The organism is Variovorax sp. WS11 (genome assembly GCF_010499245.1).
Classification (GTDB): Bacteria; Pseudomonadota; Gammaproteobacteria; order Burkholderiales; family Burkholderiaceae_C; genus Variovorax.
Genome location: NZ_JAAGOW010000001.1, coordinates 716,742 through 740,310 on the forward strand (window position 1 = coordinate 716,742; position 23,569 = coordinate 740,310).

17 protein-coding genes are annotated in these 23,569 nt (G+C 68.1%); 7 read left to right on the top strand and 10 right to left on the bottom strand.

The genetic code is table 11. The features are described 5' to 3' along the window. Positions 1 to 4: 4 nt before the first annotated feature. The 4 genes from dusA to GXN78_RS03715 form a co-directional block, all read right to left on the bottom strand. A complete protein-coding gene (gene dusA, locus GXN78_RS03700) occupies positions 5 to 994 on the bottom strand; it encodes a tRNA dihydrouridine(20/20a) synthase DusA (protein ID WP_106557809.1) in 990 nt (329 codons plus the stop codon). 131 nt (positions 995 to 1,125) lie between these two features. Then, positions 1,126 to 2,463: an HlyD family type I secretion periplasmic adaptor subunit gene (locus GXN78_RS03705; RefSeq protein ID WP_106557810.1), complete on the bottom strand. Its 1,338-nt coding sequence runs from the start codon at positions 2,461 to 2,463 to the stop codon at positions 1,126 to 1,128. After that, entirely contained in the window at positions 2,460 to 4,169 is a 1,710-nt protein-coding gene (locus GXN78_RS03710) for a type I secretion system permease/ATPase (RefSeq protein WP_106557811.1), read from the bottom strand. The genes GXN78_RS03705 and GXN78_RS03710 overlap by 4 nt, the downstream gene beginning before the upstream one ends. 52 nt (positions 4,170 to 4,221) lie before the next feature. After that, complete coding sequence (locus GXN78_RS03715) at positions 4,222 to 10,287, bottom strand: VCBS domain-containing protein (RefSeq protein WP_106557812.1); 6,066 nt, start codon at positions 10,285 to 10,287, stop codon at positions 4,222 to 4,224. Positions 10,288 to 10,840: 553 nt separating this feature from the next. On the opposite strand from GXN78_RS03715, the gene GXN78_RS03720 reads away from it, so the two are divergent. Next, positions 10,841 to 15,250: a DEAD/DEAH box helicase gene (locus tag GXN78_RS03720; protein WP_106557813.1), complete on the top strand. Its 4,410-nt coding sequence runs from the start codon at positions 10,841 to 10,843 to the stop codon at positions 15,248 to 15,250. Positions 15,251 to 15,382: 132 nt separating this feature from the next. After that, positions 15,383 to 15,847 (top strand): response regulator, encoded by a 465-nt coding sequence (locus GXN78_RS03725; protein ID WP_106557814.1) that lies wholly within the window; start codon positions 15,383 to 15,385, stop codon positions 15,845 to 15,847. Here the strand turns inward: GXN78_RS03725 and GXN78_RS03730 are convergent. Further along, entirely contained in the window at positions 15,823 to 16,188 is a 366-nt protein-coding gene (locus tag GXN78_RS03730) for a hypothetical protein (RefSeq protein WP_106557815.1), read from the bottom strand. The two genes, GXN78_RS03725 and GXN78_RS03730, sit on opposite strands and share 25 nt — an antisense overlap. Then, positions 16,185 to 16,364 carry a hypothetical protein gene (locus tag GXN78_RS03735; protein ID WP_146163080.1) on the bottom strand — a complete coding sequence of 60 codons (180 nt, stop codon included), beginning with the start codon at positions 16,362 to 16,364 and terminating at the stop codon, positions 16,185 to 16,187. Before GXN78_RS03735 ends, GXN78_RS03730 begins: the two co-directional genes overlap by 4 nt. 256 nt (positions 16,365 to 16,620) lie before the next feature. On the opposite strand from GXN78_RS03735, the gene GXN78_RS03740 reads away from it, so the two are divergent. From GXN78_RS03740 to GXN78_RS03750, 3 genes are all read left to right on the top strand, one after another. After that, on the top strand, positions 16,621 to 16,953 hold the full coding sequence (locus GXN78_RS03740; RefSeq protein ID WP_164255360.1) for a hypothetical protein: 333 nt from the start codon (positions 16,621 to 16,623) through the stop codon (positions 16,951 to 16,953). Positions 16,954 to 17,248: 295 nt separating this feature from the next. Beyond that, complete coding sequence (locus tag GXN78_RS03745) at positions 17,249 to 17,626, top strand: helicase SNF2 (protein ID WP_106557818.1); 378 nt, start codon at positions 17,249 to 17,251, stop codon at positions 17,624 to 17,626. Positions 17,627 to 17,725: 99 nt separating this feature from the next. Beyond that, positions 17,726 to 18,028 carry a hypothetical protein gene (locus GXN78_RS03750; RefSeq protein ID WP_106557819.1) on the top strand — a complete coding sequence of 101 codons (303 nt, stop codon included), beginning with the start codon at positions 17,726 to 17,728 and terminating at the stop codon, positions 18,026 to 18,028. Between the two features lie 33 nt (positions 18,029 to 18,061). Here GXN78_RS03750 and GXN78_RS03755 read toward each other — a convergent pair whose 3' ends face one another. After that, a complete protein-coding gene (locus tag GXN78_RS03755; RefSeq protein WP_239142594.1) occupies positions 18,062 to 18,304 on the bottom strand; it encodes a hypothetical protein in 243 nt (80 codons plus the stop codon). Between the two features lie 216 nt (positions 18,305 to 18,520). Here GXN78_RS03755 and GXN78_RS03760 point away from each other — a divergent pair, with 216 nt between their 5' ends. Continuing rightward, entirely contained in the window at positions 18,521 to 18,928 is a 408-nt protein-coding gene (locus GXN78_RS03760) for a hypothetical protein (RefSeq protein ID WP_106557820.1), read from the top strand. Between the two features lie 9 nt (positions 18,929 to 18,937). Here the strand turns inward: GXN78_RS03760 and ybaL are convergent, their stop codons facing one another. Both ybaL and phbB read right to left on the bottom strand, forming a co-directional pair. Further along, complete coding sequence (gene ybaL, locus GXN78_RS03765) at positions 18,938 to 20,632, bottom strand: YbaL family putative K(+) efflux transporter (RefSeq protein WP_106557821.1); 1,695 nt, start codon at positions 20,630 to 20,632, stop codon at positions 18,938 to 18,940. Positions 20,633 to 20,757: 125 nt separating this feature from the next. Then, entirely contained in the window at positions 20,758 to 21,495 is a 738-nt protein-coding gene (phbB, locus tag GXN78_RS03770; protein WP_106557822.1) for an acetoacetyl-CoA reductase, read from the bottom strand. A gap of 159 nt (positions 21,496 to 21,654) precedes the next feature. On the opposite strand from phbB, the gene GXN78_RS03775 reads away from it, so the two are divergent. Beyond that, on the top strand, positions 21,655 to 22,530 hold the full coding sequence (locus GXN78_RS03775; RefSeq protein ID WP_106557823.1) for an endonuclease/exonuclease/phosphatase family protein: 876 nt from the start codon (positions 21,655 to 21,657) through the stop codon (positions 22,528 to 22,530). 21 nt (positions 22,531 to 22,551) lie between these two features. On the opposite strand, the gene GXN78_RS03780 is transcribed toward GXN78_RS03775, so the two are convergent. Further along, positions 22,552 to 23,508: a tripartite tricarboxylate transporter substrate-binding protein gene (locus tag GXN78_RS03780; RefSeq protein WP_239142792.1), complete on the bottom strand. Its 957-nt coding sequence runs from the start codon at positions 23,506 to 23,508 to the stop codon at positions 22,552 to 22,554. Positions 23,509 to 23,569 lie beyond the last annotated feature (61 nt).

Here is a 23,569-nt window from a genome sequence, read left to right on the forward strand (position 1 = left end):
CCGATCAGGTGGCCTGCGCCGCCGGCTCGTGCGCGAGCGCCATCACCTCGTGCGGTGGTAGCGCCTTGTGCCTGTGGTCGCTCCAAACCTGGCGCCAGCGGCGCGCGCCCGCCAGCCCGTTGCGCAGCCCCAGCATGTGGCGCGCGATGTTCGACCACGGCGCGCCGTGCTCGACGGCCTCGCGGGCCATGTAGTCGCACATCTTCAGCTCCACGTCCTCGCGCGTGAGCGTGGAGGGCGGCTCATGGAAGAACGCCGCGTCCCACTCGGCCAGCGACCACGGGTTGTGATAGGCCTCGCGGCCGATCATCACGCCGTCCAACAGCCGAAGATGCGCCTGCATCTCGGCGATGTCGTCGAAACCCCCATTGATCGAGATGCGCAGCGCCGGAAAATCATGCTTGAGCCGGTGCACCAACTCGTAGCGCAGCGGCGGGATCTCGCGGTTCTGCTTGGGCGAGAGGCCCTTCAGCCAGGCGTTGCGCGCGTGGACGATGAAGCTGCGGCAGCCCGCTTCGCTCACCTGGCCAACGAAGTCGCGCACGAATTCATAGGACTCGGTCTTGTCGATGCCGATGCGGTGCTTGACCGTGACCGGCACGCTCACCACGTCGACCATGGCCTTGACGCAATCGGCCACCAGCTGCGGCTCGTTCATCAGGCAGGCGCCGAAGGCGCCGCGCTGCACCCGCTCGCTGGGACAGCCGCAGTTGAGGTTGATCTCGTCGTAACCCCACTCCTCGCCCAGCTTCGCGCAATGCGCGAGCTCGGCCGCCTCGCTGCCGCCGAGCTGCAATGCCACCGGGTGTTCCTCGGCGTTGAAGCGCAGATGCCGCGGCACGTCGCCGTGCATCAGCGCGCCCGTTGTCACCATCTCGGTGTAGAGCAAGGCACGGCGCGTCAGCAGGCGGTGGAAGTACCGGCAATGACGGTCGGTCCAGTCCATCATCGGCGCGCAGGAAACGCGGCCGGCCCAGGTGTGTTCTGTGTCCATCGATATCAATGACTTGCCGGCCGATGCCCCTCGATCAGGTCGCATTTTCAGGCGCAAGGCGCGCACGGCAGGTGCCTGCATTTTGCCTGCGCCGGCTCGACTCGCGCCGGGTCGCAGCGGCATGCGGCAAATCAACGCTCGCGCGCGGCGCGGCGCAGCACCTGGGTGATGGGCTCCAAAAGGTACTGGAGGGCGGTGCGCTCGTCCCCCTGCAGGTAGATCTCGGCGGGCATGCCGGCCAGCAGCTTCAGGCCCCCCGCCGTCGCGAGCGAAGCCGGATCGGCCTCGACCAGCACCGCGTAGTAGGGGGCGTTGGTCGCACGGTCGATCAGGCGGTCGCCCGACACATAGACCACCTTGCCATGCACCAGCTGCGTGGTGCGGTACTTGAATGCCGTGAAGCGGATGTCGGCCGACTGGCCGCGGTGAATCCGGCCGATGTCCTCGGGACGCACGCGCGCATCGGTCATCAGACGGGTATCGTCCGGCACGACGTCGGCGATGGTCTCGCGAGGGGGGATCACCGCGCCGGGCGTCGAATACTTCAGATCGATGATCTCGCCGCTGGCCGGTGCCGTGATCACCTGGCGCGCCGAGGCGTCGGCCGACTTGCGCCGCTCCTGCTCGATCTCGGCCAGCCGCGCCGCGGTGACCTTGAGCTGGTCGCTCGCCTGCTGGCGGTAGTCGCTCTCCAGCGAGCGGATGCGCAGATCGGCATCGACCGTGCGCTGCTCGGCGCGCGCCAGCTCCGCGCGCCGCTCCTCGATCTTCACGCCGTAGTCGGCCACGGTGCCTTCGAGCTGCGCGATGCGCGCGGCCGAGACGAAACCATCCTTGAGCAGCTTGCGGTGGGTCTCCAGATCGTTCTTCTGGAACTTCATCGACTCGCTCGCCTGCATGACCTGGGCGCGCAGGGCGACGATTTCCTCGGCCACCTTCTCGCGCTGCGAGCGCAGCAGGCGCACCTGCCCCACCAGCGCATCGCGCCGCGCCTCGAACAGCGCGCGCTCCTTGTCCATCTGCGCGGCCAGACGCGGGTCGGCTGCCGCGGTCTCGACCACATCGGACGGGAAGGCGATCGCGCGCGCCATGGTCTGCTCCGCGTCCAGCCGCGCGAGGCTGGCCCGCTCGGTCTTGACGCGGTGGTCCAGCCGGTTCCGGTCGGCATCGACCGAGACGTCGCCCAGCACCAGCAAGGGCTCCCCCTGCCGCACATGCTGGCCGTCGCGCACCAGCACCTCGCGCACGATCCCGCCTTCGGCATGCTGCACCGGGCGCCGATTCAGGTCCACCTTCACATGGGCCTGCGCCACCACGGCGGACGACAGCGGCGCGAAGCCCAGCCACGCAGCGGCCGGCAGCAGTCCGCAGACCACCACGGCCACGCCCCAGCGCGTCAGGCGACGCGCTTCGCGCACATGGAGCGCAAGAGGGTCGTTGGCCGCAACAAGATGGGCTGTGGGGTTCATGACACTTTCTCCACAGGTCGGGGCATCATCACCACTTGCGCCCCGCCCGGGTTCTGGCCGGTTCGCTTGATCGACTGCATGACCTCGGCCACCGGTCCGTACTGCTGTACCCGCCCGGCCTCCAGCACCAGCAGCTTGTCCATGTGCTGCACCAGCGTGCTGCGGTGCGTGACGACGATCACGGTGACTTGCCCGCGCAGCGCCTTCAAGGCCTCTGCCAGCGCCAGTTCGCCTGCCCCGTCCAGGTTGGAATTGGGCTCGTCCAGCACCAGCAGTTTCGGATCTCCGTAGAGCGCCCGTGCCAGGGCGATGCGCTGGCGTTGGCCCGGCGACAGCATCACGCCGAGGGTGTCGATCACCGTGTCATAGCCCTCGGGGAGCCCCAGGATCAGCTCGTGCACGCCGGCGCGCTGCGCCGCCTGCACGACCTTGTCCGCGTCGACTTCGCCCAGCCGTGCGATGTTGTCGGCGACGGTGCCGGCGAACAGCTCGACGTCCTGCGGCACATAGCCGAGCCAGGGGCCGAGCGCTTCGCGCGGCCACTGCGAGAGGTCGACGTGGTCCAGCCGCACGGTGCCGGCGTTGGGCTTCCACAGGCCGGTCAGCAGGCGCACCAGCGTCGACTTGCCGGCACCGCTCGGGCCGGTGATGGCCAGCGACTCGCCGGGCTCCAGGCTCAGCGATACACCGGCCAGGATGATCCGCTCGCTCTGCGGTGGCCGGAACACCAGGCCCTGCGCATGCAGCCGGCCGCTCGGGGCCGGCAGCGTCATGCGCTCCGGCTGGCGCTCGGCGGCTCCCAGCAACTCGGACAGGCGCGCGAAGGCGAGCCGCCCCTCGGCCAGCACCCGCCAGCCCCCCACCACCTGTTCCACCGGCGCCAGCGCCCGACCCAGCAGGATGGTGCAGGCCACCAGGATGCCCGGCGTGCCTTCGCCGGTGATGACGAGGTAGGCGCCGAGTGCCTGGAGCAGAACCTGGACCGCCTGGCGCGTGGTTCGCGTGAGTGCTGCCATCGCCACCGACTTGCGGGCGGTCGGGCCCTGCAGCGCGGTGACGCCGGCGTTGAGTTGCCGCCAGCGCGCGATCAGCGCGTCACCCATCCCCAGCGACTGCGCGAGCTCTGCGTTCTGCATCGAGGCTTCGAGGTAGCGCGTGGCCCTGGCGGCCTCCTTCTGCAAGGCTTCGATGTCGCGGCGCGTGGCACGGTCGTTCACTACCGCAAGAGCGAGCATCAGCACGGATGCGGCGGCGGCCGCCATGCCCAGCAGCGGATGCGCCAGCCAGATGACGGCCACGTAGACGAAGGCCCAAGGCATGTCGAACAGCGCCAGCAGCCCCTGCGCGGAAAACAGGTTGCGCAGCGCCGCCACATCGCGCAGGCCTTCGGACGGCGCGCGCTCTGCGCGGCGCGCCGTGTGGGCCAGCATGAGCTTGGCCACGGTCGGGGACAGCTGTTCCGCGATCAGATTGCCGGCGACGCCCTGCAGTCGGCCACGCAGGTAGTCCAGCATCACCATCAGGCCGAGAGCCACGCCCACGCCGAGCAGCAGCACGAGCAGTGTCTCCTGGCTTTGGCTCGTCAGCACGCGATCGAAGACCTGCAGCATGAAGAGCGCGGGGGCGAGCAGCAGCAGGTTCACCAAGAAGGAGAAGCCCGCAACAAAAAGAAGCGGTCGCTTGAGCTGTTGGAGAAGAGGCTTCATCGCGGTCTCTCTGGTGTGCCGCCACCCGCATCGGCGGGCAGCAGACGCAAGCTCACAGGCCCGCCTTGATGTCGTTGTAGTCGAAGGTGTCGCCCGGATCGCTCAACGTCAGCGTCGCCACCAGCGTGCGGTTGGCGGCGCTCGAGCCGTCCGCGTCGTAGTACAGGTTGCCCGTCGCGCTGTCGTAGATCACGCGCACGCCCGCACCCACCGAGTCTCCGGCGCCACCGCCGTCCAGCGACGCGAACTCGGTCGCCGACAGCGTGCTTCCGCTCGCGGTCGAGAGCGCCGTGAAGGTGCCGCGCGACAGCTCGACCAGGTCGCCGCTCGCCGCCGACCCCGAGGCATTGAAGTCGGTGACCGAGTCCACCGCGTTCGGTGCCGAGTCGAAGACGAAGGTGTCGTTGTCGGTGCCGCCGGTGAGGATGTCGGCGCCAGCTCCGCCGACGATGCGATCGTCTCCGGCGAGGCCGTTGATCACGTCGTTGCCGCCGCCGCCGCGCAACTGGTCGTTCGACGCCGAGCCGGTGAGGGTGTCGGCGAAAGCTGTGCCGATGACGCCTTCGAAGTTTCTGTAGCTGTCCGTGCCGAGCCCGGCGGCGCCGGTGTTGAAGTTCGTCGCGCTGCTGCTTTGCGTCAGCGTGAACGTGAGCCCGGCCGTACCGTCCGAGAAGTCGAGCAGGTCGCCGGTGCCGCCTGCCCCATCGAGCGTGTCGTTGCCGGCGCCGCCGCGGATGATGTCGTTCGAGGCGCTGCCGATAAGGGTGTCGGCGTTGGCAGTGCCGATCACCCCTTCAATGTTCTGGTACGTGTCGTTGTTGCCGAGCCCGGCGGTGCCGTTGGCGATGCTGGTCGATGCCGCACTCTGGACCAGCGTGAAATTGATCGCAGCGGTCCCGTCGGAGAAGTCGAGCAGATCCTCGCTGCCTGCGCCGCCATCCATCGAGTCGTTGCTGCCAAGGCCGCCTCGCAGCACATCGTTGCCGGCACCGCCCGACAGCGTGTCGTTGCCGTCGCCGCCGATCAGGAGGTCGTTGCCCGACGAGCCGAGCAGCGTGTCGGCCCCGTTGCCGGTCCCTCCGATGAAGACATCGCCGGCCGCACCGCCGGTCAGGTTGTCGGCGCCGCCGCGGCCATCGATGAAGGAGGCTTGGTAGGTGCCGGTCGTGCCGAGATCGATCGTGTCGGCTCCGTTGCCGCCGGACACGGCCCTGATGTCGATCGTCGCAGTCGCCGTCGCGGTGCCCCCGGCGGCGTCCGATACGGTGTACTGGAAGCTGCCGGCCGTGGCACCCGCGGTGTTGCCGCTGGAGAAGCTGATCGTGCCGTTCGTGGAATCCAGGGTCAGTCCGGAAATTCCGACCGCGCCGCCGACGCTCGTGATCGTCAAGGCGAGACCATCGATATCGGTGTCGTTGCCGAGCAGCGAGCCCACCGACACCGTGACGGCTGTGTTGTTCGACACGATGATCCTGTCCGCCACAGCGACCGGGTTGTCGTTCACCGCGTTGACGGTGAGGCTCGCCGTGTCGATGGCGTTCGAGTACGCGGTGCTGCCTCCATTCGTGACAGTGCTCACCGTCGTTCCCGCCGTGCCGCTCGACTGGTCCCAGGCGCGGAAGGTGATGGCGTCGCTTATCGTCCCGCTGAAGTTCGAATCCCCCTGGAAATAAACCCGCGTGTTCGCGTCCGCAGCCAACAGCAGTGCGGACGAGTTCGTCACCGCACCCACCGTCGCCCAGGTGGCACCGCCATTCATGGAATACCACCAGCTTCCGTTGGCAGCATTCACGCCCGTCAACGCGATGCCGGTGATGGCGCCGTTGTCCGCATCACTCACGTTGTCGAGGCCACCGGCCGGAGGGTTCAAATTCACCAGGCTCGATACCAGCGTCCCGACGGCCCCGACCGGTGCGCCGGCATCTTCGTTGACCGAAGCCAGGACAGGTGTCGCGGCAGCGCTCAGGACCGGCGCATCGTTGGTGCCGGTGATGGTGACGGCCACCACCTGGCTGCCTGTACCGTCGGACGAGACGGCAGTAAAGCTGTCGCTGATCGACTGGCCGGCGCCCAGCTGCTGGATCGCCGCTTGGCTGTTGTTGGCCGTGTAACTCCAGTTCCCATCGGCCGCCAACGTGAAACTGCCGTAGCCGTTGCTGCCGGCGGTGCTCGCCTGCGGCGTGAAGTTGGACTGGCCTTGGTCGACATCAGCGATCGCCAGCGCACCGCTGGTGCTCAGGTTCGGCGTCGAGGCATCCTCGCTTACCGTGCCACTCGCCACACCGCCAATCACCGGAACGTCGTTGGTACCAGTGATGGTCACCGTCACCACTTGGCTGGCTGTCCCATCAGAGGACACCGCCGTGAAGCTGTCGCTGATCGTTTGACCTGCGCCCAGCTGCTGGATCGCCGCTTGGCTGTTGTCGGCCGTATAGCTCCAGTTGCCATCGGCCAGCAAGCTGAAGCTGCCGTGGTCGTTGCTGCCGGTGGCGGCGACCTGGGGCGCAAAGTTCGACTGGCCTACATCAACATCCGCAATCGTCAGCGCACCGCTGGTGCTCAAGTTCGGTGTCGAGGCATCCCCGCTCACCGCACCGCTGGTCACGCCGCCGATCACCGGCACGTCGTTGGTGCCGGTGATGGTGACGGCCACCACCTGGCTGCCTGTACCGTCGGACGAGACGGCAGTAAAGCTGTCGCTGATCGACTGGCCGGCGCCCAGCTGCTGGATCGCCGCTTGGCTGTTGTCGGCCGTGTAGGTCCAGTTTCCGTCGGCTGCCAGCGTGAAGTTGCCGTAGCCGTTGCTGCCGGTGGCAGCGACCTGGGGTGCGAAGCTGGACTCTCCTGCATCGACATCGGCAATCGTCAGCGCACCGCTGGTGCTCAGATTCGGCGTCGAGGCATCCTCGCTCGTCGCGCCACTCGCCACACCGCCAATCACCGGCACGTCATTGGTGCCGGCAATCGTCACGGGCACGAACTGGCTGGCTGTTCCGTCGGAGGACACGGCGGTGAAGCTGTCGCTGATCGATTGACCTGCGCCCAACTGTTGGATCGCCGCCTGACTGTTGTCGGCCGTGTAGGTCCAGTTGCCGTCGGCTGCCAGTGTGAAGCTGCCGTAGCCATTGCTGCCGACGGTGCCCGCCTGAGGCGCGAAGTTTGACTGGCCTTGATCGACATCGGCAATCGTCAGCGCACCGCTGGTGCTCAGGGTCGGTGTCGTGTCATCCTCGCTCACGGCGCCACTGGCCACGCCGCCGATCACCGGCACGTCGTTGGTGCCGGTGATGGTCACAGTCACCACCTGGCTGGCCGTGCCGTCGGACGACACCGCGGTGAAGCTGTCGCTGAGCGACTCCCCCGTACCCAGTTGCTGAATTGCCGCTTGGCTGTTGTCGGCCGTGTAACTCCAGTTCCCATCGGCCGCCAGCGTGAAGCTGCCGTAGCCATTGCCTCCAGTCGTGCTTGCTTGGGGCGCGAAGTTCGACTCACCTTGGTCGATATCGGCGATCGTCAGCGCACCGCTGGCGCTCAGGTTCGGGGTCGAGGCATCCTCGCTCACCGCATCGCTGGTCACGCCGCCGATCACTGGCATATCGTTGGTTCCGGTGATGGTCACCGTCACCATTTGGCTGGCTGACCCGTCAGAGGCCACAGCGATGAAGCTATCGCTGATCGACTGGCCGGCGCCCAGTTGCTGGATCGCGCTTTGGCTGTTGTCGGCCGTGTAGCTCCAGTTGCCATCCGCCAGCAAGCCGAAGTTGCCGTGGCCGTTGCTACCAATCGTGCTTGCTTGGGGCGCAAAGCTGGACTGGCCAGCATCCACATCGGCAATCGTCAGCGCGCCGCTGGTGCTCAAGTTCGGTGTCGAAGCATCCTCGCTCACGCCAGCGCTGGTCGCGCCGCCGATCACCGGCACGTCGTTGGTTCCGGTAATGGTCACCGTCACCACCTGGCTGGCTGTCCCGTCGGAGGAAACTGCGGTGAAGCTGTCGCTGATCGTTTGACCTGCGCCCAGTTGCTGGATTGCGCTTTGGCTGTTGTCGGCCGCATAAGTCCAAGTGCCGTCAGCCGCCAGCGTGAAGCTGCCATAGCCAGTGCTGCCGGCAGTGCTCGCTTGGGGCGTGAAGTTCGACTGCCCCACATCCACATCAGCAATCGTCAGCGCGCCGCTGGTGCTCAAGTTCGGTGTCGAAGCATCCTCGCTCACCGCGCCGCTGGTCGCGCCGCCGATCACCGGCACGTCGTTGGTTCCGGTGATAGTCACGGTCACCACTTGATCGGCCGTCCCATCGGACGACACCGCAGTGAAGCTGTCGCTGATCGATTGGCCGGCGCCCAGTTGCTGGATCGCGCTCTGGCTGTTGTCGGCCGTGTAGGTCCAGTTGCCGTCGGCCGCCAGCGTGAAGCTGCCGTAACCATTGCTGCCAGTCGTGCTTGCTTGGGGCGCGAAGCTGGACTCGCCCGCATCGACATCGGCAATCGTCAGCGCACCGCTGGTGCTCAGGTTCGGAGCTGAGCCGTCCTCGCTCGCGGTGCCGCTGGCCACACCACCGATCACCGCCACATCGTTAGTTCCAGTGATGGTCACCGTGACTTGCTGATCAACCGCCCCCCCATGACCGTCGCCGATGCGCACGGTGAAGTTCTCCGTGACCGTCTGGCCCGCAGCCAAGTGCTGCGTGGCCGCGTTGGAGACGCTGTAGTTCCAGCTCACGGTGCCGTCGCCCGCACCCGTGGCCGCGTCGCCAACGACGGCAGTCAGCACCCCGCCGAGGGTGTTGCCCGGATCGACCGCCACGCTGACGCCGTGCGCGTCGCTCAGGTCCACGTCGTCGAAGCGGATCGTGCCGCTGTCGCTCAGGGTCGGCGTCGCCGCGTCCTCGGTCACTGCCCCGCTCGCGTCCGCCGCGCTGATCGCCGGCACGTCATTGGTGCCGGTGATGGTCACGTCGATCTGTCGGGTGATGAGGCCGCCGTGCTGGTCGTCCAGCGTGATGGTGAAGCTCTCGACCCGTGTCTCGCCTGCAGCCAGGTACTCGACGGCCGTCGCGTCCACGGTGTAGGTCCAGGTGAGCTGGCCGCCCGTACCGGTGCCTGTGCTGTCGCTGTCCATGACTGCCGTCAAGCTGCCCAGCACGCTGCCGACCGGCGTGCCCGTGGCGCTCACCAGATGAACATCGCTCAGGTCCGCATCGCCGAAGCCGATGACGCCGCTGTCGCTCAGCTGGCCCGCCGGCGCAAGCCGCTCGCTCACCGCGCCCGCCAGGTCCTGCGCCGTGATCACCGGACCGTCGTTGGTGCCGGTGACGGTGACGGTCACCGTGGCCACACTTGTGCCTCCGTCGGCATCCTTTACCTCATAAGTGAAGGTATCGGTCGCGGTCTCGCCCGCCGCCAGGTGCTGGAAATCGGCCGAACGGGGCTGATATTGGAAATACCAGGTCGATGGATCGTCCATCGCCGGCTGGACGAGCGTCGCTGTCCCGTGGGCCGGAGCCGAGGCCAGCGTCAAGCTCTTGACCAGGTCAGGGACCACGTCGTTCTGCAGCACGTGGACCTGCACCCCAGGGCCATCTTCAGTCGTCGTTCCCGCATCGCCCAGCGCCCTCACCGCCTCGTTGGCCGGGTTCAGCTGGACGCCGTCCACGAGGACTCTCAGGACTTCCGTCATCTGCAGCGTCAGCGTGGACGACCCGAACCTGAAAACGAAATCGCTGGCGGAGCCATTGGAAACCTCACCGGTCCTGGCATTGGTCACTGCCGCAAGGTGAGCCAGATAGGCGGCGATCTGCGTCTGGTTGGCAGAGTCCAGCCACTGCGCCCGCGTGAGCTGGAGCTCGAGCGTATCCACACCCGCCCCGCCCGTGTACACGTCCTTGGTGCCCGCCGCGATGTTTTCGCTCACGTTGTAGACCAGCGTGTCGTTCCCCGATCCTCCGTTGAGCTGGTCGCTGCCGCTGCCGCCATCGAGCCTGTCGTCTCCCGCGCCACCATTGATTGAATCGTTGCCGGCTCCGCCGCTAACGCTGTCGTCCCCGTTGCCGCTGTTGATGGTGTCGCTGCCGGCCGTGCCGGTGAGAAGGTCGTTGCCGTTAGAGCCGGTGATCGCGGTCATGTGCTTCCTTGGTGAGCGCCGGAAAGCCGGCACATGCCGAGCTCGACGCTGTATTCCTTTTGTTTGCAAATTGGAGCGCACCAGCGACGCGAGCACATGGAAGGAATGCCCTTTCCTTTCCGATCGATAAGTACCGGGACGACCCTGAAAAGCTTGGTACTTTTGTCCTGCCGAAGTTGTGCACCTGGACGAACGGGACCGGCGTGGGCCTGGCCCACATTGCGTCGGCCGCACAAAAAAAAAGAGCTCGCCGAAGCGAGCTCAATGATTGCCTTTGCAGCAATCCCCCAGAGAAACCATGCACGTAGTTTGCGCCGATTCCGCCGGGAAGCGCGTGAAGAAATAGACGGAACGCTGACCAGAAGCTGATGCTTTGTCACGGCGATGGCAGATCGCGTGGTTTTTTGCGCGGCGGCAGGCAAGACCATGCTCGCAGTGCTGGTTGAGATCCGCGCCGCAGGCCCGATCTCACACGGATCGCAGACTTCGCCGCAGCCGCGTAACATGCTTCGGCAGCGGCCGCCGTACGGCCGCCCTCACTCGCTCTCCGCCCGTGCCCCTCGCCGATTTCCACCCTGCCGTCAGCGGCTGGTTCAGCCGCAGCTTTCCCGCTCCCACCGAGGCGCAGAAGGCCGCCTGGCCGCCCATCCGCGCCGGGCGTCACACGCTGGTCGCGGCCCCGACCGGATCGGGCAAGACGCTGACCGCTTTCCTCGCCGCACTCGACGGACTGGTGCGCCAGGGCCTCGCACCCGGCGGCCTGCCCGACGAGACCACGGTGGTGTACGTCTCGCCGCTCAAGGCGCTGTCCAACGACATCCGCCTGAACCTCGAAGCGCCGCTGGCGGGCATCCGTGCCGAGCTGGCCAAGCTGGGCCTGCCGGACGTGCATATCCGCAGCGCCGTGCGCACCGGCGACACGCCCTCCAAGGACCGCCAGCAGAGCCTGCGCCAGCCGCCGCACATCCTCGTGACCACGCCCGAGTCGCTTTACGTGCTGCTCGGCTCGGCCTCGGGCCGGGGCATGCTGTCGACGGTGCGCACGGTGATCGTCGACGAGATCCACGCCATCGCCGCCGGCAAGCGCGGCAGCCACCTCGCGCTCTCGCTGGAGCGGCTGCAGTCGCTGTGCGGCCGGCCGCTCACTGGAGCACCTTCGCCTTCGGCTGCGGATTTCGCCTTGGGAGCGGCCCGGCGGCTCACGCGCATCGGCCTGTCGGCCACGCAAAAGCCGGTCGACGAGGTCGCGCGCTTCCTGGTGGGCGCGGGGCACGTGCATGACGGCGTGGCCGACTGCGAGATTGTCGACATCGGCTACGCCATGGAACGCGACCTCGCCCTCGAGCTGCCTCCGCAGCCGCTGGGCGCGGTGATGACCCACGAGCAATGGGACCAGGTCTACGCGCGCGTGGCCGAGCTGGTGCTGCTGCATCGCACCACGCTGGTCTTCGTCAACACGCGCCGCATGGCCGAGCGCGCCGCGCGGCACCTCGGCGAGCGCCTGGGCAAGGAGGCGGTGGCCGCGCACCACGGCAGCCTCGCCAAGGAGGCGCGCCTCGATGCCGAGCAGCGCCTCAAGCGCGGCGAGCTGCAGGTGCTGGTCGCGACCGCCTCGCTGGAGCTGGGCCTGGACATCGGCGACGTCGACCTGGTGTGCCAGCTGGGCTCGCCGCGCTCCATCGCCACCTTCCTGCAGCGCGCCGGGCGCTCGGGCCATGCGGTGGGCGGCACGCCCAAGGCGCGCCTCTTCCCGCAGTCGCGCGACGAGCTGGTCGAGTGCGCGGCCCTGCTGGACTGCATCCGCCGCGGCGAGCTCGATGCCCTGCACGTGCCGGCCGCCCCGCTGGACGTGCTCGCACAGCAGATCGTGGCCGAGACCGCCGGCCGCGAGTGGGACGAGGATGCGCTCTTCGCCCTCGTGCGCCGCGCCTGGCCCTACGCGCAACTCGCGCGCGAGCGGTACGACGCCATCGTGCGCATGCTGGTCGAGGGCTTCGCCACCCGCAACGGGCCGCGCGCCGGCTATGTGCACAAGGACGCAGTGCACCACCGGCTGCGCGAGCGCCGCGGCGCCCGCCTCACGGCCCTGACCTCCGGCGGCACCATCCCCGAGACCGGCGACTACAGCGTGGTGCTCGAGCCCCAGGCCCACCAGATCGGCACGGTGAACGAGGACTTCGCGGTCGAGAGCCTGGCCGGCGACGTGTTCCAGCTCGGCAACACCAGCTACCGCATCCTGCGCATCGAGCCGGGCCGCGTGCGCGTGGAAGACGCGCAGGGCGCCGCGCCCAACATCCCCTTCTGGCTGGGCGAGGCGCCGGGACGCAGCGAGGAGCTGTCCTTCGGCGTTTCGCGGCTGCGCGAGGCGCTCGGCGAACGCATTGCCGCGCACGGTGCCGACGACGCGGTGCGCTGGCTGCAGGCGGCCATCGCGCTGTCCGAAGACGCCGCGCGCCAGCTGGTCGATCATCTCGCGCGCACCCTCGCCGTGCTGGGCGTGCTGCCGAGCCAGCGCCAGATCGTCTTCGAGCGCTTCTTCGACGAGTCGGGCGGCATGCAGCTGGTCATCCATTCGCCCTTCGGCAGCCGGCTCAACCGGGCCTGGGGCCTGGCGCTGCGCAAGCGCTTCTGCCGCAAGTTCAACTTCGAGCTCCAGGCCGCGGCGACCGAGGACGCGATCGTGCTGTCGCTGTCGACCAGCCACAGCTTCGCGCTCGACGAGGTCGCGCGCTACCTGCATTCGGCCACCGCGCAGGGCGTGCTGGTGCAGGCCCTGCTGGACGCACCGCTGTTCGGCGTGCGCTGGCGCTGGAACGCAACCACCGCGCTGGCGCTGCCGCGCTTCGTCGGCGGCCGCAAGGTGCCGCCACAGCTGCAGCGCATGAAGTCCGAGGACCTGCTGGCCAGCGTGTTCCCCGACCAGGTGGCCTGCGCCGAGAACCTGGCCGGCGAACGCGAGATTCCCGACCATCCGCTGGTCGCGCAGACGCTGGACGACTGCCTGCACGAGGCGATGGATGCCGAAGGCTGGCTGCGCCTGCTGCGCCGCATGGAGGCGGGCGAGGTGCAGGTGACGGCGCGCGACCTGCCCGCGCCCTCCCCGCTGGCGGCCGAGGTGCTGAACGCGCGGCCCTATGCATTCCTCGACGACGCGCCGCTGGAAGAGCGGCGCACGCAGGCCGTGCAGAGCCGGCGCTACACCGATCCGGAAAGCGCGGACGACCTGGGCCGCCTCGACGTGGAGGCGATCGAGAGCGTGCGGGAGGAAGCCTGGCCTCGCCCGCGCCACGCGGACGAGATGCACGAAGCGCTGAACGGCCTGGCCGCGCTCACCGACGAAGAGGTCGCGCGCAATGCGGGCTGGAAGCCCTGGCTCGCAGCGCTGGCCGACGCCGGCCGCGCGACCCGCCTCCTGCCGGCCGACGGCACGGGCGCGGGCCTGTGGGTGGCGGCCGAACGCTTGTCGCTTGCACGCGTGCTCTACCCTTCTGCCGGCCTGCAGCCTGCCATCGAGCCGCCCGCCGAGTACGCGCAGGGCCCGTCGACGCGCGACGAGGCACTGCGCGAGCTCCTGCAGTCGCGGCTGGGCGGCCTGGGGCCGGTGTCCACGCGCGTGCTCGCGCAACAGCTTCAACTGCCCGAAGCCGAGCTGGAAACCGCGCTGCTCGGCCTGCAAAGCGAAGGCCTGCTGTTGCAGGGCCGCTTCACGCCCGGCGCCGCGGAGCCCGAATGGTGCGAACGCCATCTGCTGGCCCGCATCCACCGCTACACGCTCAAGCGCCTGCGGCGCGAGATCGAGCCGGTCGAGCCGCGCGACTTCGCGCGCTTCCTCTTCGAATGGCAGCACGTGAGCGCCGCCTCCAGGGTCAGCGGCCCCGACGCGCTGGCCGGCGTGCTGGCCCAGCTTGAAGGCTATGAGGCGCCGGCCGCGCTGTGGGAGGCCGAGCTGCTGCCGGCTCGCGTCAATGACTACGCGAGCGCCTGGCTCGACGATCTCTGCACCGCCGGGCGCGTGATGTGGACGCGCCTGCGCCCGAGCGCGCCCGAGAGCCGGACCGGCCGCGCCGGCAACTCGCTGCGCGCCACCCCGATCCTGCTGCTGCCGCGCCGCAGCGCCGCGCTGTGGACCCAGCTCGCGCCGGTGCCCGCCGACGATACGACGCTCGGCTCGCGCGCGCAGCGTGTGGCGGCCTGGCTGGGCGAGCATGGCGCCTCCTTCTTCGACGAGATCGCGGACGGCGCCCGCCTGCTGGGCACCGAGCTCGAGGACGCGCTGTCCGAGCTGGTGGCGCGCGGCCGCGTGCGCTGCGACAGCTATGCGGGCCTGCGGGCCTTGCTGGTACCCGCCTCCAAGCGCTCGCCGTCCCACGCGTCCCATCGGCGCCGGCGCGGCGCCCTGTTCGGCATCGAGGACGCCGGGCGCTGGTCGCTCGCGCGGCCGCCCTCGGCGGGCAGCGAGAACGCCGCTTCCAGCGCCATCGAGCAGGTCGCGCGCGTGCTGCTGCGGCGCTACGGCGTGATGTGCTGGCACCTAATCGAGCGCGAGGCCGCGTGGCTGCCGCCCTGGCGCGAGCTGGTGCGAACCTACCGGCGGCTGGAGGCCCGCGGCGAGATCCGCGGCGGCCGCTTCATCGCCGGCCTGTCGGGCGAGCAGTTCGCGCTGCCGGAGGCCATCGGCCTGATGCGCAACGTGCGCCGGCAACCGCCGGATGCCAGCCTGATCTGCCTCTCGGCCGCCGACCCCGCCAACCTGCTGGGCAGCGTGCTGCCGGGCAACCGGGTGCCGCGCGTGCCGGGCTCGCGCGTGCTGTACCAAGGCGGCGTGCCGATCGCGACCAGCGTCTCCGGCGAGATCCAGTTCCTCGTGCAGCTCGACGCGGCGCTGGAGAAGGAAGCGCGCAAGGCGCTGACACTGGATCCGGCCTGGCGCTCGATGTCCGTCGCCACGCAGGCCCTGGGCTGAAGACGCGCGCCGCTGATCGGCGCCGGTGACCCCGACAGTGGCCACGCTCAGCGGATTGCGGCGCGCTCCTACACAGCGTCCTTCGGTCCACGCCAATGCTCGCGGGTCTGTGCAGACTCGGAGGATCCCCAGATGACCAGCGACGCCGCATGTTCACCCAGCGCATGCTGCAGTTTGCGCGTGCTGGTGGTGGAAGACGACCCCGAGGTTTTGGAGGCGTCTCTCGAAGCACTCGAGTTGCTGGGTCACTGGGCCACGGGGGTGCGCAGCGCCGAAGGCGCGCTCGATCGCTTCCTCGAAGGCGCCTTCGATGTGCTGATGGCCGATATCGGGCTGCCGGCCCTCTCCGGTCTGGAGCTCGCCGACAAGCTGCAGGCTCGCTGTGCGCTGCCGATCATCTTCGCGACGGCGAGCCAGGAGCCGGACAGGCCGATCGCCGGCTCCGTCTGGCTGTGCAAACCCTTCGGCCTCGATCAGCTGGCCGAGGCCTTGCGGCAGGTCGCCCAGCGACGCACGGCCGTATCGGCATTGGCGCCAATGCAGGCGCCTGTGCCGCCTTTGACCCAAGAAGCTCAGCCCACCTGGCAGCGCGCATAGGCCAGCGACAGATAGTCGGCGTGCCTGCGGAGGCTCTCGAGTTGTTGCAGCGTGCTGCCGCGAATCGGATCCTTCGGATCGAGGCGCAGCTCGCCATCAGGCATCAGGATGAAGTGCGTCTTGCCGGCCGGACCGCCGCGCGGGTCCGACGCGCTGACGTAGCCGCAAGCCGTGCCGGTCTTCTTGTTGTAGACGACGCCGGAGAAGCTCGCGGTCGCCGGTTCGGGCAGCCGGCTCTTCACCCGGGCCTCCACCTGCCAGACTGGCCAGTAGAACCACCAGCCGCCGAGGCAGGCGGCGAAGACCATGACACTGACCAGCAGGCAGAGAAAGACTCTCATGGCATCTCCTTGTCGTCGGGTTGCACGAACTGCATCGCGAACCGGCCCAGCGGGGTCAGTTCCGTCACCGTCGCCGTTCCCTTGCGGCCTGGCGGCGCCGAGAACGAGGCCTTGACCCAGCCGCCATCCTTCAGGATCCGCAGCGCCTCGATGTCCTCCATCGAGGTGAAGGTCATCGGAAGCGGTCCCTTGGCCACGCGCTGGAGCACCCTATAGGACAAGAGCGCCTCCGCAGCAGGCCCGGCAGGGCGGCGGGTTTGACTTCGTCTCGGGACGTGAATGCATGTAGCCAATTGTAATTACATGTAGTACTTACAGGCTACTATTCTGTGTGTTGCATTTCACGAAAAAAGCACGGGACACCACTGGAGGTGCGGCTGGCGTCCGGCGCTGCCGGCCCGAATTTCGACAGTCGTCAAAACCGGGAAGAAGTTGCAGAAAGCAGCCAGCATTTACCCACCCCTGCCATCGCCATGCGCTGCCGCCTTGTGTAGTCTTTGGCTTCGCAGCTTCGCGAGCGTCGATGCCAAGGCCTCGCAGAATTGCGAACTGGAGGCAACCATGCAGGACTCGCTGACGCCTATCGACACATCGTTCGAACGATGGACGAAGCTGTCGGACGCCTTCGAGCAACATCTCGCGCGCATGAAGCAAGGCGACGAGAAAGCACGCGCCGAAGCCCTGCGCCTGGCCCGCGAGCTCGATGCGCTCACCCGCCTGATCAGTCGCGACCTGAACACCGCCCGACAGGGCAACGGCGCCTGAGCTCAGCCCCATCCTCCTCATTCGGCACGCCGACCGCCTCCTGCCCCTTGTGAAGCGGGCTGCAGCGCGGCGCTCGGAACCCGGGCCATCCGGCTCGATTGTTTCCGTCACGAAAACGCCGTGATTCCCAATGGCTAGGGTTTTTACTTAGTTTTGAAGGCAAACTTCATCCCACAGAGCAGCCATTCACTGTTCTGAGTGAACAGGGCACCGAGCGAGGTGGCCGCCCCCTCCGGGGCGACGACCCCACCCAAGACCGGTTCGAAATCAATCCAAGTCACTGCAAGGAACTGAAATGAATACCTCGAAGATCATCGCTGCCGCCGCTCTCTCGCTTCTCGCCGCGGTCGGCGCCCAAGCCGAAACCTACGAAGGCGTGCATGCGCCGGTGTCGGCCAACAGCCGCTCCGAAGTGCGTGCCCAGGCCGTCGTCGCCGCGCGCAGCGAGAACCCCTATGCCGAAGCCGTCTCGTCGCGCGTCACGCCTGTGCTGACTGCCTCGACCGACCGCGCTGGCGCGCGCAACGAGGCCGTCGCAGCCGCACACAGCGCCGATCCCTACGCCGAGGGCTACGGCCAAGGCGTCGCTCCGGTGCTGGCCAGCACGGTCGACCGCGCCACGGTGCGCGCCGAAGCCCGCGCCGCCGCTCGCGGCCAGCAACTCGCGCTGTAAGCACCACGCGCTCGACGCGCGAGGCCGGGGTCATGCGAAATGCATGGCCCCGGCTTTTTTTCTTTCTGTCGCGAGGCGGCACCTGGCTGGAGAATTGGAATGCTCTGCGCCCGCGAGCGCGGCACAATCTCGTTCAGCATGACGCAGAAATTGCCCCACCCTGACGACCTGAGCGATGCGGAACTCGCAGAACAGGCCCATGCCTGGAGGCGCCTGGCCCTGCGCGGCGACCGCAGTGCGCGGGCGCCCGCGCACGCGTACGAGACCGCCCTGCGAGAACGCGTACGCGCCTCGATGGCCGCCGAACTGATCGCCAACGCCTCCGCCGCAGCCCCCGAACCCAAGCGCCCGTGGTGGCGCCGCTGGTGGCCCCTTTCACCGGACGAGCGCGTCACCTCCTGAGCGGCGCGCCGACGCTGCTGCCGGCCTGTCGCTTCAAGTGCGCGGGCCGTCCTTGCCGAACAGCTTTCGCATGGCCGCGACGCCGGCCACCAGCGCGTTGGCGTAGCTCGCCTGCGGATCGCTCGCCGCGTCGAGCGGCAGATAGGGAAGCGCATCATCCATCGCGTAGTCGGTGCCTTCCATCAAGACCCAATAGAACTCCCCCTCTTCGAGTTCGTGCACGGTGAGCGCGATATTTCGCAGTTGCGACATGAGGTTGGGAGAGAGGTTGTCCAAGTGAGCGCTTCGATCCTATTCATCGGGCCCCGCCCGAGCCAGTCACAATTTCACGCTTTGTCTCAAATGTGACAAAAAGTAGTAACCTGGCGAATCCCAAATAGGTCGCAGCAGTCAAATGTGTTCCATCGGCAGCTACGGGCTTTTCCTACAGCATGCAGTTGCGGCGAAGCCTAAGCTGGTTTCTCCAGCAATAAACGTGATTGAGGAGGCACCATGAAGCACTTCGTCCTCGACTCCCACATGTGCGCAGCCTTCGGGGGCGCCTTCTACCCGACCGGTCATTCGATGGTGATGTTTCCGAAAGCCGAGGACGCGAACCTCGTCGGACATCAATTGATCGACAAGGGCTTCAGCGGCGACGAGGTCTACCTGATCCCGCCCAAGACGATGCTGGCCCAGATCTCGCCAACGGTCCGGGACGACTCCGACACCCCGCTGCCCTCCGCCGGCACGGACGGCGCGACCGTGCGGGTCTACACCAAGCTGGCGCAGGAGGGACACACCGGCCTGCTGGTCAAGACCGAGAACCGGGCCGCGGCCGAGCGCCTCATGGAAGTGGTGCGCACGGTGCCCTACTCGGTGGCCGAGCGCTATTGCCGGCTGGTCATCGAAGACCTCTGACGCCGGCCCTCAGGCGGGCGCGGCAGCACGGCTGAGCACTGCGCGCGCCATCGATTGCGCCAGTTCCTGCTCGCCCAGGAAGACGGTGGCCGCAACCTCCTGCGTCAGCAGCCGCGCCTCGTCCTCGTTGTGGCTGCGGATGACCGTCTGGATCGCCGGATTGAGGGTGCGCGCCGCCTCGATCATCTGCCGCACGTTGATCGCGTCGGCGGTGGCGACCACCAGCACGCGCGCCCGCGCGATGTGCGCCTGGATCAGCACCGCGGGATCGGCCGCATCGCCCCACACCGCCGCCATGCCCTCGCCCCGCAGCTTCTCGACCAGTTCGCGGTTCTGCTCCGCCACCACGAACGGGAGGTCGTGAGCCACCAGTTCCGCCGCGATGCGCCGGCCGACACGGCCATAGCCGACCAACACTACCTGGCGCGACAGGTATTTCTCCTCGGTGCTCATCGGCAGCTCGGCCAGCGGATCCTCGCGCTGGGCCAGGCCGCGCGCGAGGCGCGAATGCGCGTGCAGCCATTTCTGCAGCGGCCCGATCAGGCTGAACCACAGCGGGTTGGTCGCGATGGAGATCAGCGCGCCCGCCAGCAGCAGGCTCTGGCCCTCCTCCGGCAGCAGGCCCAGCGAAGCCCCCAGCGCCGCCAGGATGAAGGAGAACTCGCCGATTTGCGCCAGGCTCGCGCTCACCGTCAGAGCCGTGCCCAGCGGATAGCGAAGCAGCAGCACCAGGACGCAGGCCGCAACCGACTTGCCCACCACGATCACCAGCACCACGGCCAGCACCTGCAGCGGCCGCTCGATGAGCACCGCGGGGTTGAACAGCATGCCGACGGACACGAAGAACAGCACCGCGAAGGCGTCGCGCAGCGGCAATGATTCCTGCGCCGCCCGATGGCTGAACTCGGACTCGCGCATCACCATGCCGGCGAAGAACGCGCCGAGCGCGAAGGACACGCCGAAGAGCGCCGCCGAGGCGAAGGCGATGCTCACCGCCGCGGCCACCACGCACAGCGTGAACAGCTCGCGCGAGCCGGTGCGCGTGACCTGCCACAGGAGCCATGGGAAGACGCGCCGTCCCACCACCAGCATCAGGACCACGAAGCCGCCGACCTGCAGCAGCGTGAGCCCCAGCGTCTGCCAGAGCGGCGCCGCATCCGCACGCGCCGCGCCGCCGCCGAGCGCCTCGGCCAGCGGCGGCAGCAGCACCAGCACCAGCACCATCGCGAGGTCTTCCACGACCAGCCAGCCCACGGCGATGCGGCCGGTGAAGGAATCGAGCAGCCCCAGGCTTTCGAGCGCGCGCAGCAGCACCACCGTGCTCGCCACCGAGAGCGCCAGCCCGAAGACCAGCGCGCCGCCCGGGCTCCAGCCCCACCAGCTTGCCAGCGCCGCGCCCAGCAGCGTGGCCACCACGATCTGCACCAGCGCGCCGGGCAGCGCGATCTTGCGCACCGCGAGCAGGTCATCGAGCGAGAAATGCAGCCCGACGCCGAACATCAGCAGCATCACGCCGATCTCGGCCAGCTGCGCGGCGATGCTCGCGTCAGCCACGAAGCCCGGCGTGAAGGGGCCGATGATCACGCCCGCGAGCAGGTAGCCCACCAGCGCCGGCAGGCGCAGCCGCGCCGCCAGGAAGCCCAGCAGCAGGGCCAGGCCCAGGCCTGCCGCGACGGTGTTGATGAGGGAAACGCTATGGGGCATCGCCTTGCATTGTGCAAGAGCGAGGCCCCGGGCCGCCTCAATGCCCCGCCATCTTCTCGGTGCGCGCGTCGCCAAGAAAAAAAGACCCGCCAGGCGGGTCTTTTGGGGCGGGCGTCGGACGCGCTTCAGTGCATGTGCAAGCCGCCGTTGACCGAGAAGTCAGCCCCGGTCGAATAGCCGCCCTCGTCGGTCGCGAGCCAGGCGATGATCGAGGCGATCTCGCTGGGCTCGCCCAGCCGCTTGACGGGGATGGTGCCCACGATCTTGTCGAGCACTTCCTGGCGGATGGCGCGGACCATGTCGGTGCCGATGTAGCCCGGGCTCACGGTGTTCACCGTCACGCCCTTGGCAGCCAGCTCCTGCGCGAGTGCCATCGTGAAGCCGTGCATGCCGGCCTTGGCGGCCGAGTAGTTGGTCTGGCCGGCCTGGCCCTTGGCGCCGTTGACCGAGCTGATGTTGATGATTCGGCCCCAGCCCTTCTCGACCATGTCGCTCACCACCTGCTTGGTGACGTTGAACATGCTGTTGAGGTTGGTCTCGATCACCGCGCTCCAGTCCTCGGGCGTCATCTTGAGGAACATGCGGTCGCGCGTGATGCCGGCGTTGTTGACCAGCACGTCGATGCTGCCATGCTCGGCCTTGGACTTGGTGAACGCCTCCACCGTGGACTCCCAGTCGCCGACGTTGCCGACCGAAGCGTGGAACTCGTAGCCCAGCGCCTTCTGCTCCGCCAGCCACTTGGCGTGATCGCGCGTGGGGCCGCAGCCTGCGATCACCGTGAAGCCATCCTTGTGCAGGCGCTGGCAGATCGCCGTACCGATGCCTCCCATGCCGCCGGTGACGTATGCAACTCTTTTGCTCATGATTTTTCCCTCGATGTTGACGCGCCTGAAGAGGCGCGATTCACTGTAGCGAAGTTTCTCACGGCTCCCGGCTCAGGAAAACACTGACCCCTCAATGCAACGGGGTGTCACAGGCCTAGCTCATATACCGAGTTCGAGATCAAGGAAGGCAGGCATCCTATGAAACTCGTGACATGGAACACGCAATGGTGCCGCGGCCTCGATGGCCATGTGAGTACCAAACGTATCGTCGACGGCGCGCGCGCGATGGATGACTTCGACGTGCTGTGCCTTCAGGAAATCGCATCGGGCTACGACGGCATGCCCGGTGCGCCCGGCGACCAGCCGGCCGAGCTGCAGGCGCTGCTGCCGGGCTTCCGGCTTTTCTTCGGTGCGGCGGTCGAGGAATTCGACCGCGAGGGCCGCCGGCAGCGCTTCGGCAACCTGATCGCCACCCGTCTGCCCGTGTCGCTGGTCCGGCACCATCCCCTGCCCTGGCCGCCCGATCCCACCGTGAGCACCATGCCCCGCATGTGCACGGTCGTGACCCTGACCAGCCCCGAGCTGGGCACCGTGCGCGTGATGACCACGCACCTCGAGTACTACTCGTCGGTACAGCGGAGGGCACAGGCCCAGGCCCTGCGCGCCCTGCACATCGAGGCCTGCGAGCAAGCGGCCGCGCCGCCGGCCGCGGAGTTCGACGACTCGCCCTTCCAGCCCAAGCCGCACACGCAGCAGGCGATCCTCTGCGGCGACTTCAACATGGAGGCCAGCGAGCCGGCCCATGCCGAGATCCAGGAGCCTTTCACGGCCCCCTCGCTGCCGGCCGGCGGGGCGCCCGACCAGCGGCTGCAGGACGCCTGGCCGCTGGCGCATCCCGAACGGCCCCAAGACCCCACCTTCAAGCTGTTCGACAAGACCTACGGCAAGGACCCCGCCGCCTTCGACTTCGTGTTCGTCAGCAACGCGCTGGCACCGCGCGTGCGGCGCATGGAGGTCGACCTCCAGACGCAAGCCTCGGACCACCAGCCCGTGCTGATCGAGTTCGGCGACTGAGCGCTCTCGCGCCCACGCGATCTACTCCGCCTGCACGCCCGCCGCGCGGATCACCTTGCCCCATCGGGCGACCTCGGCCGCGAGGTGGCTGCGCAGCGCCTCGGGCGTCACCTTGTGCATGGGAACGATCTCCGAGCTCAGGTCGGCCAGGCGCTGCTTGACCGTCTCGTCCTGCAGCGCCGCCCGCAGCGCCACGTTGAGCTTCTGCGTGACCGCCGCCGGCGTGCCCTTGGGCGCGTAGATGCCGTGCCAGACGCGCACGTCGAAGCCCTTGAGCCCCTGCTCGTCCAGCGTCGGGATGTCGGGCATGCTCGAAAGCCGCTTGGGCGTGGTCACGCCGAAGACCTTGACCCGGCTGCCCTCCTTGATGACCGGCGCCGTCTGCGTGGTCTGGTCGCACAGCAGGTCCACCTGCCCGCCCATCAGGTCGTTGAGCGCCGGGCCCGCCCCCTTGTAGGGCACGGTCGTGAGATCGACGCCGATCTGGCTCGTGAGCAGCAGCCCGCACAGCTGCGACACCGCACCCACCCCGGCATTGGCCAGCGAGACCTTGTCCTTGTTGGCCTTGACGTAGCGCAGCAGCTCCTGGAAGTTGCTGGCCGGAAAGTCCTTGCGCGACAGCAGGGTCATCGGCACGTCCATCACCTGCCCGATGTACTCGAAGTCCTTGAGCGGGTCGTAGGGCAGCTTCTTGTAGAGCGCCGGAGCGGTGGCCATGCCCATGTGGTGGATCAGGATGGTGTAGCCGTTGGGCTGCGCCCTGGCGACGCGCGCGGGCGCGATGGTGCCGCCCGCGCCCACCGTGTTCTCGACCACCACGGTCTGGCCCAGCGACTTGCCCATGGGAATCGCGAGCATGCGCGCCACCACGTCGGTGGGGCCGCCAGCCGAGTACGGCACGACCAGCGTGACGGGCTTCTCGGGCCAGGCCGACTGGGCCGCCACGGGCGATTGCACGGCCAGCGATGCGGTAAGCATCGAGGCCCAAATCAGAACCTTGGTCTTCATTTTCATGTCTGTTGTCTCCTTGATGGGTTGG

What these genes read in the sequence shown, in the direction of transcription:
- dusA (WP_106557809.1), bottom strand. Translation starts at nt 994, where the DNA reads ATGGACACAGAACACACCTGGGCCGGCCGCGTTTCCTGCGCGCCGATG.
- GXN78_RS03705 (WP_106557810.1), bottom strand. Translation starts at nt 2,463, where the DNA reads ATGAACCCCACAGCCCATCTTGTTGCGGCCAACGACCCTCTTGCGCTC.
- GXN78_RS03710 (WP_106557811.1), bottom strand. Translation starts at nt 4,169, where the DNA reads ATGAAGCCTCTTCTCCAACAGCTCAAGCGACCGCTTCTTTTTGTTGCG.
- GXN78_RS03715 (WP_106557812.1), bottom strand. Translation starts at nt 10,287, where the DNA reads ATGACCGCGATCACCGGCTCTAACGGCAACGACCTTCTCACCGGCACG.
- GXN78_RS03725 (WP_106557814.1), top strand. Translation starts at nt 15,383, where the DNA reads ATGACCAGCGACGCCGCATGTTCACCCAGCGCATGCTGCAGTTTGCGC.
- GXN78_RS03730 (WP_106557815.1), bottom strand. Translation starts at nt 16,188, where the DNA reads ATGAGAGTCTTTCTCTGCCTGCTGGTCAGTGTCATGGTCTTCGCCGCC.
- GXN78_RS03735 (WP_146163080.1), bottom strand. Translation starts at nt 16,364, where the DNA reads ATGACCTTCACCTCGATGGAGGACATCGAGGCGCTGCGGATCCTGAAG.
- GXN78_RS03745 (WP_106557818.1), top strand. Translation starts at nt 17,249, where the DNA reads ATGAATACCTCGAAGATCATCGCTGCCGCCGCTCTCTCGCTTCTCGCC.
- GXN78_RS03750 (WP_106557819.1), top strand. Translation starts at nt 17,726, where the DNA reads ATGCTCTGCGCCCGCGAGCGCGGCACAATCTCGTTCAGCATGACGCAG.
- GXN78_RS03760 (WP_106557820.1), top strand. Translation starts at nt 18,521, where the DNA reads ATGAAGCACTTCGTCCTCGACTCCCACATGTGCGCAGCCTTCGGGGGC.
- ybaL (WP_106557821.1), bottom strand. Translation starts at nt 20,632, where the DNA reads ATGCCCCATAGCGTTTCCCTCATCAACACCGTCGCGGCAGGCCTGGGC.
- phbB (WP_106557822.1), bottom strand. Translation starts at nt 21,495, where the DNA reads ATGAGCAAAAGAGTTGCATACGTCACCGGCGGCATGGGAGGCATCGGT.
- GXN78_RS03775 (WP_106557823.1), top strand. Translation starts at nt 21,655, where the DNA reads ATGAAACTCGTGACATGGAACACGCAATGGTGCCGCGGCCTCGATGGC.
- GXN78_RS03780 (WP_239142792.1), bottom strand. Translation starts at nt 23,508, where the DNA reads ATGCTTACCGCATCGCTGGCCGTGCAATCGCCCGTGGCGGCCCAGTCG.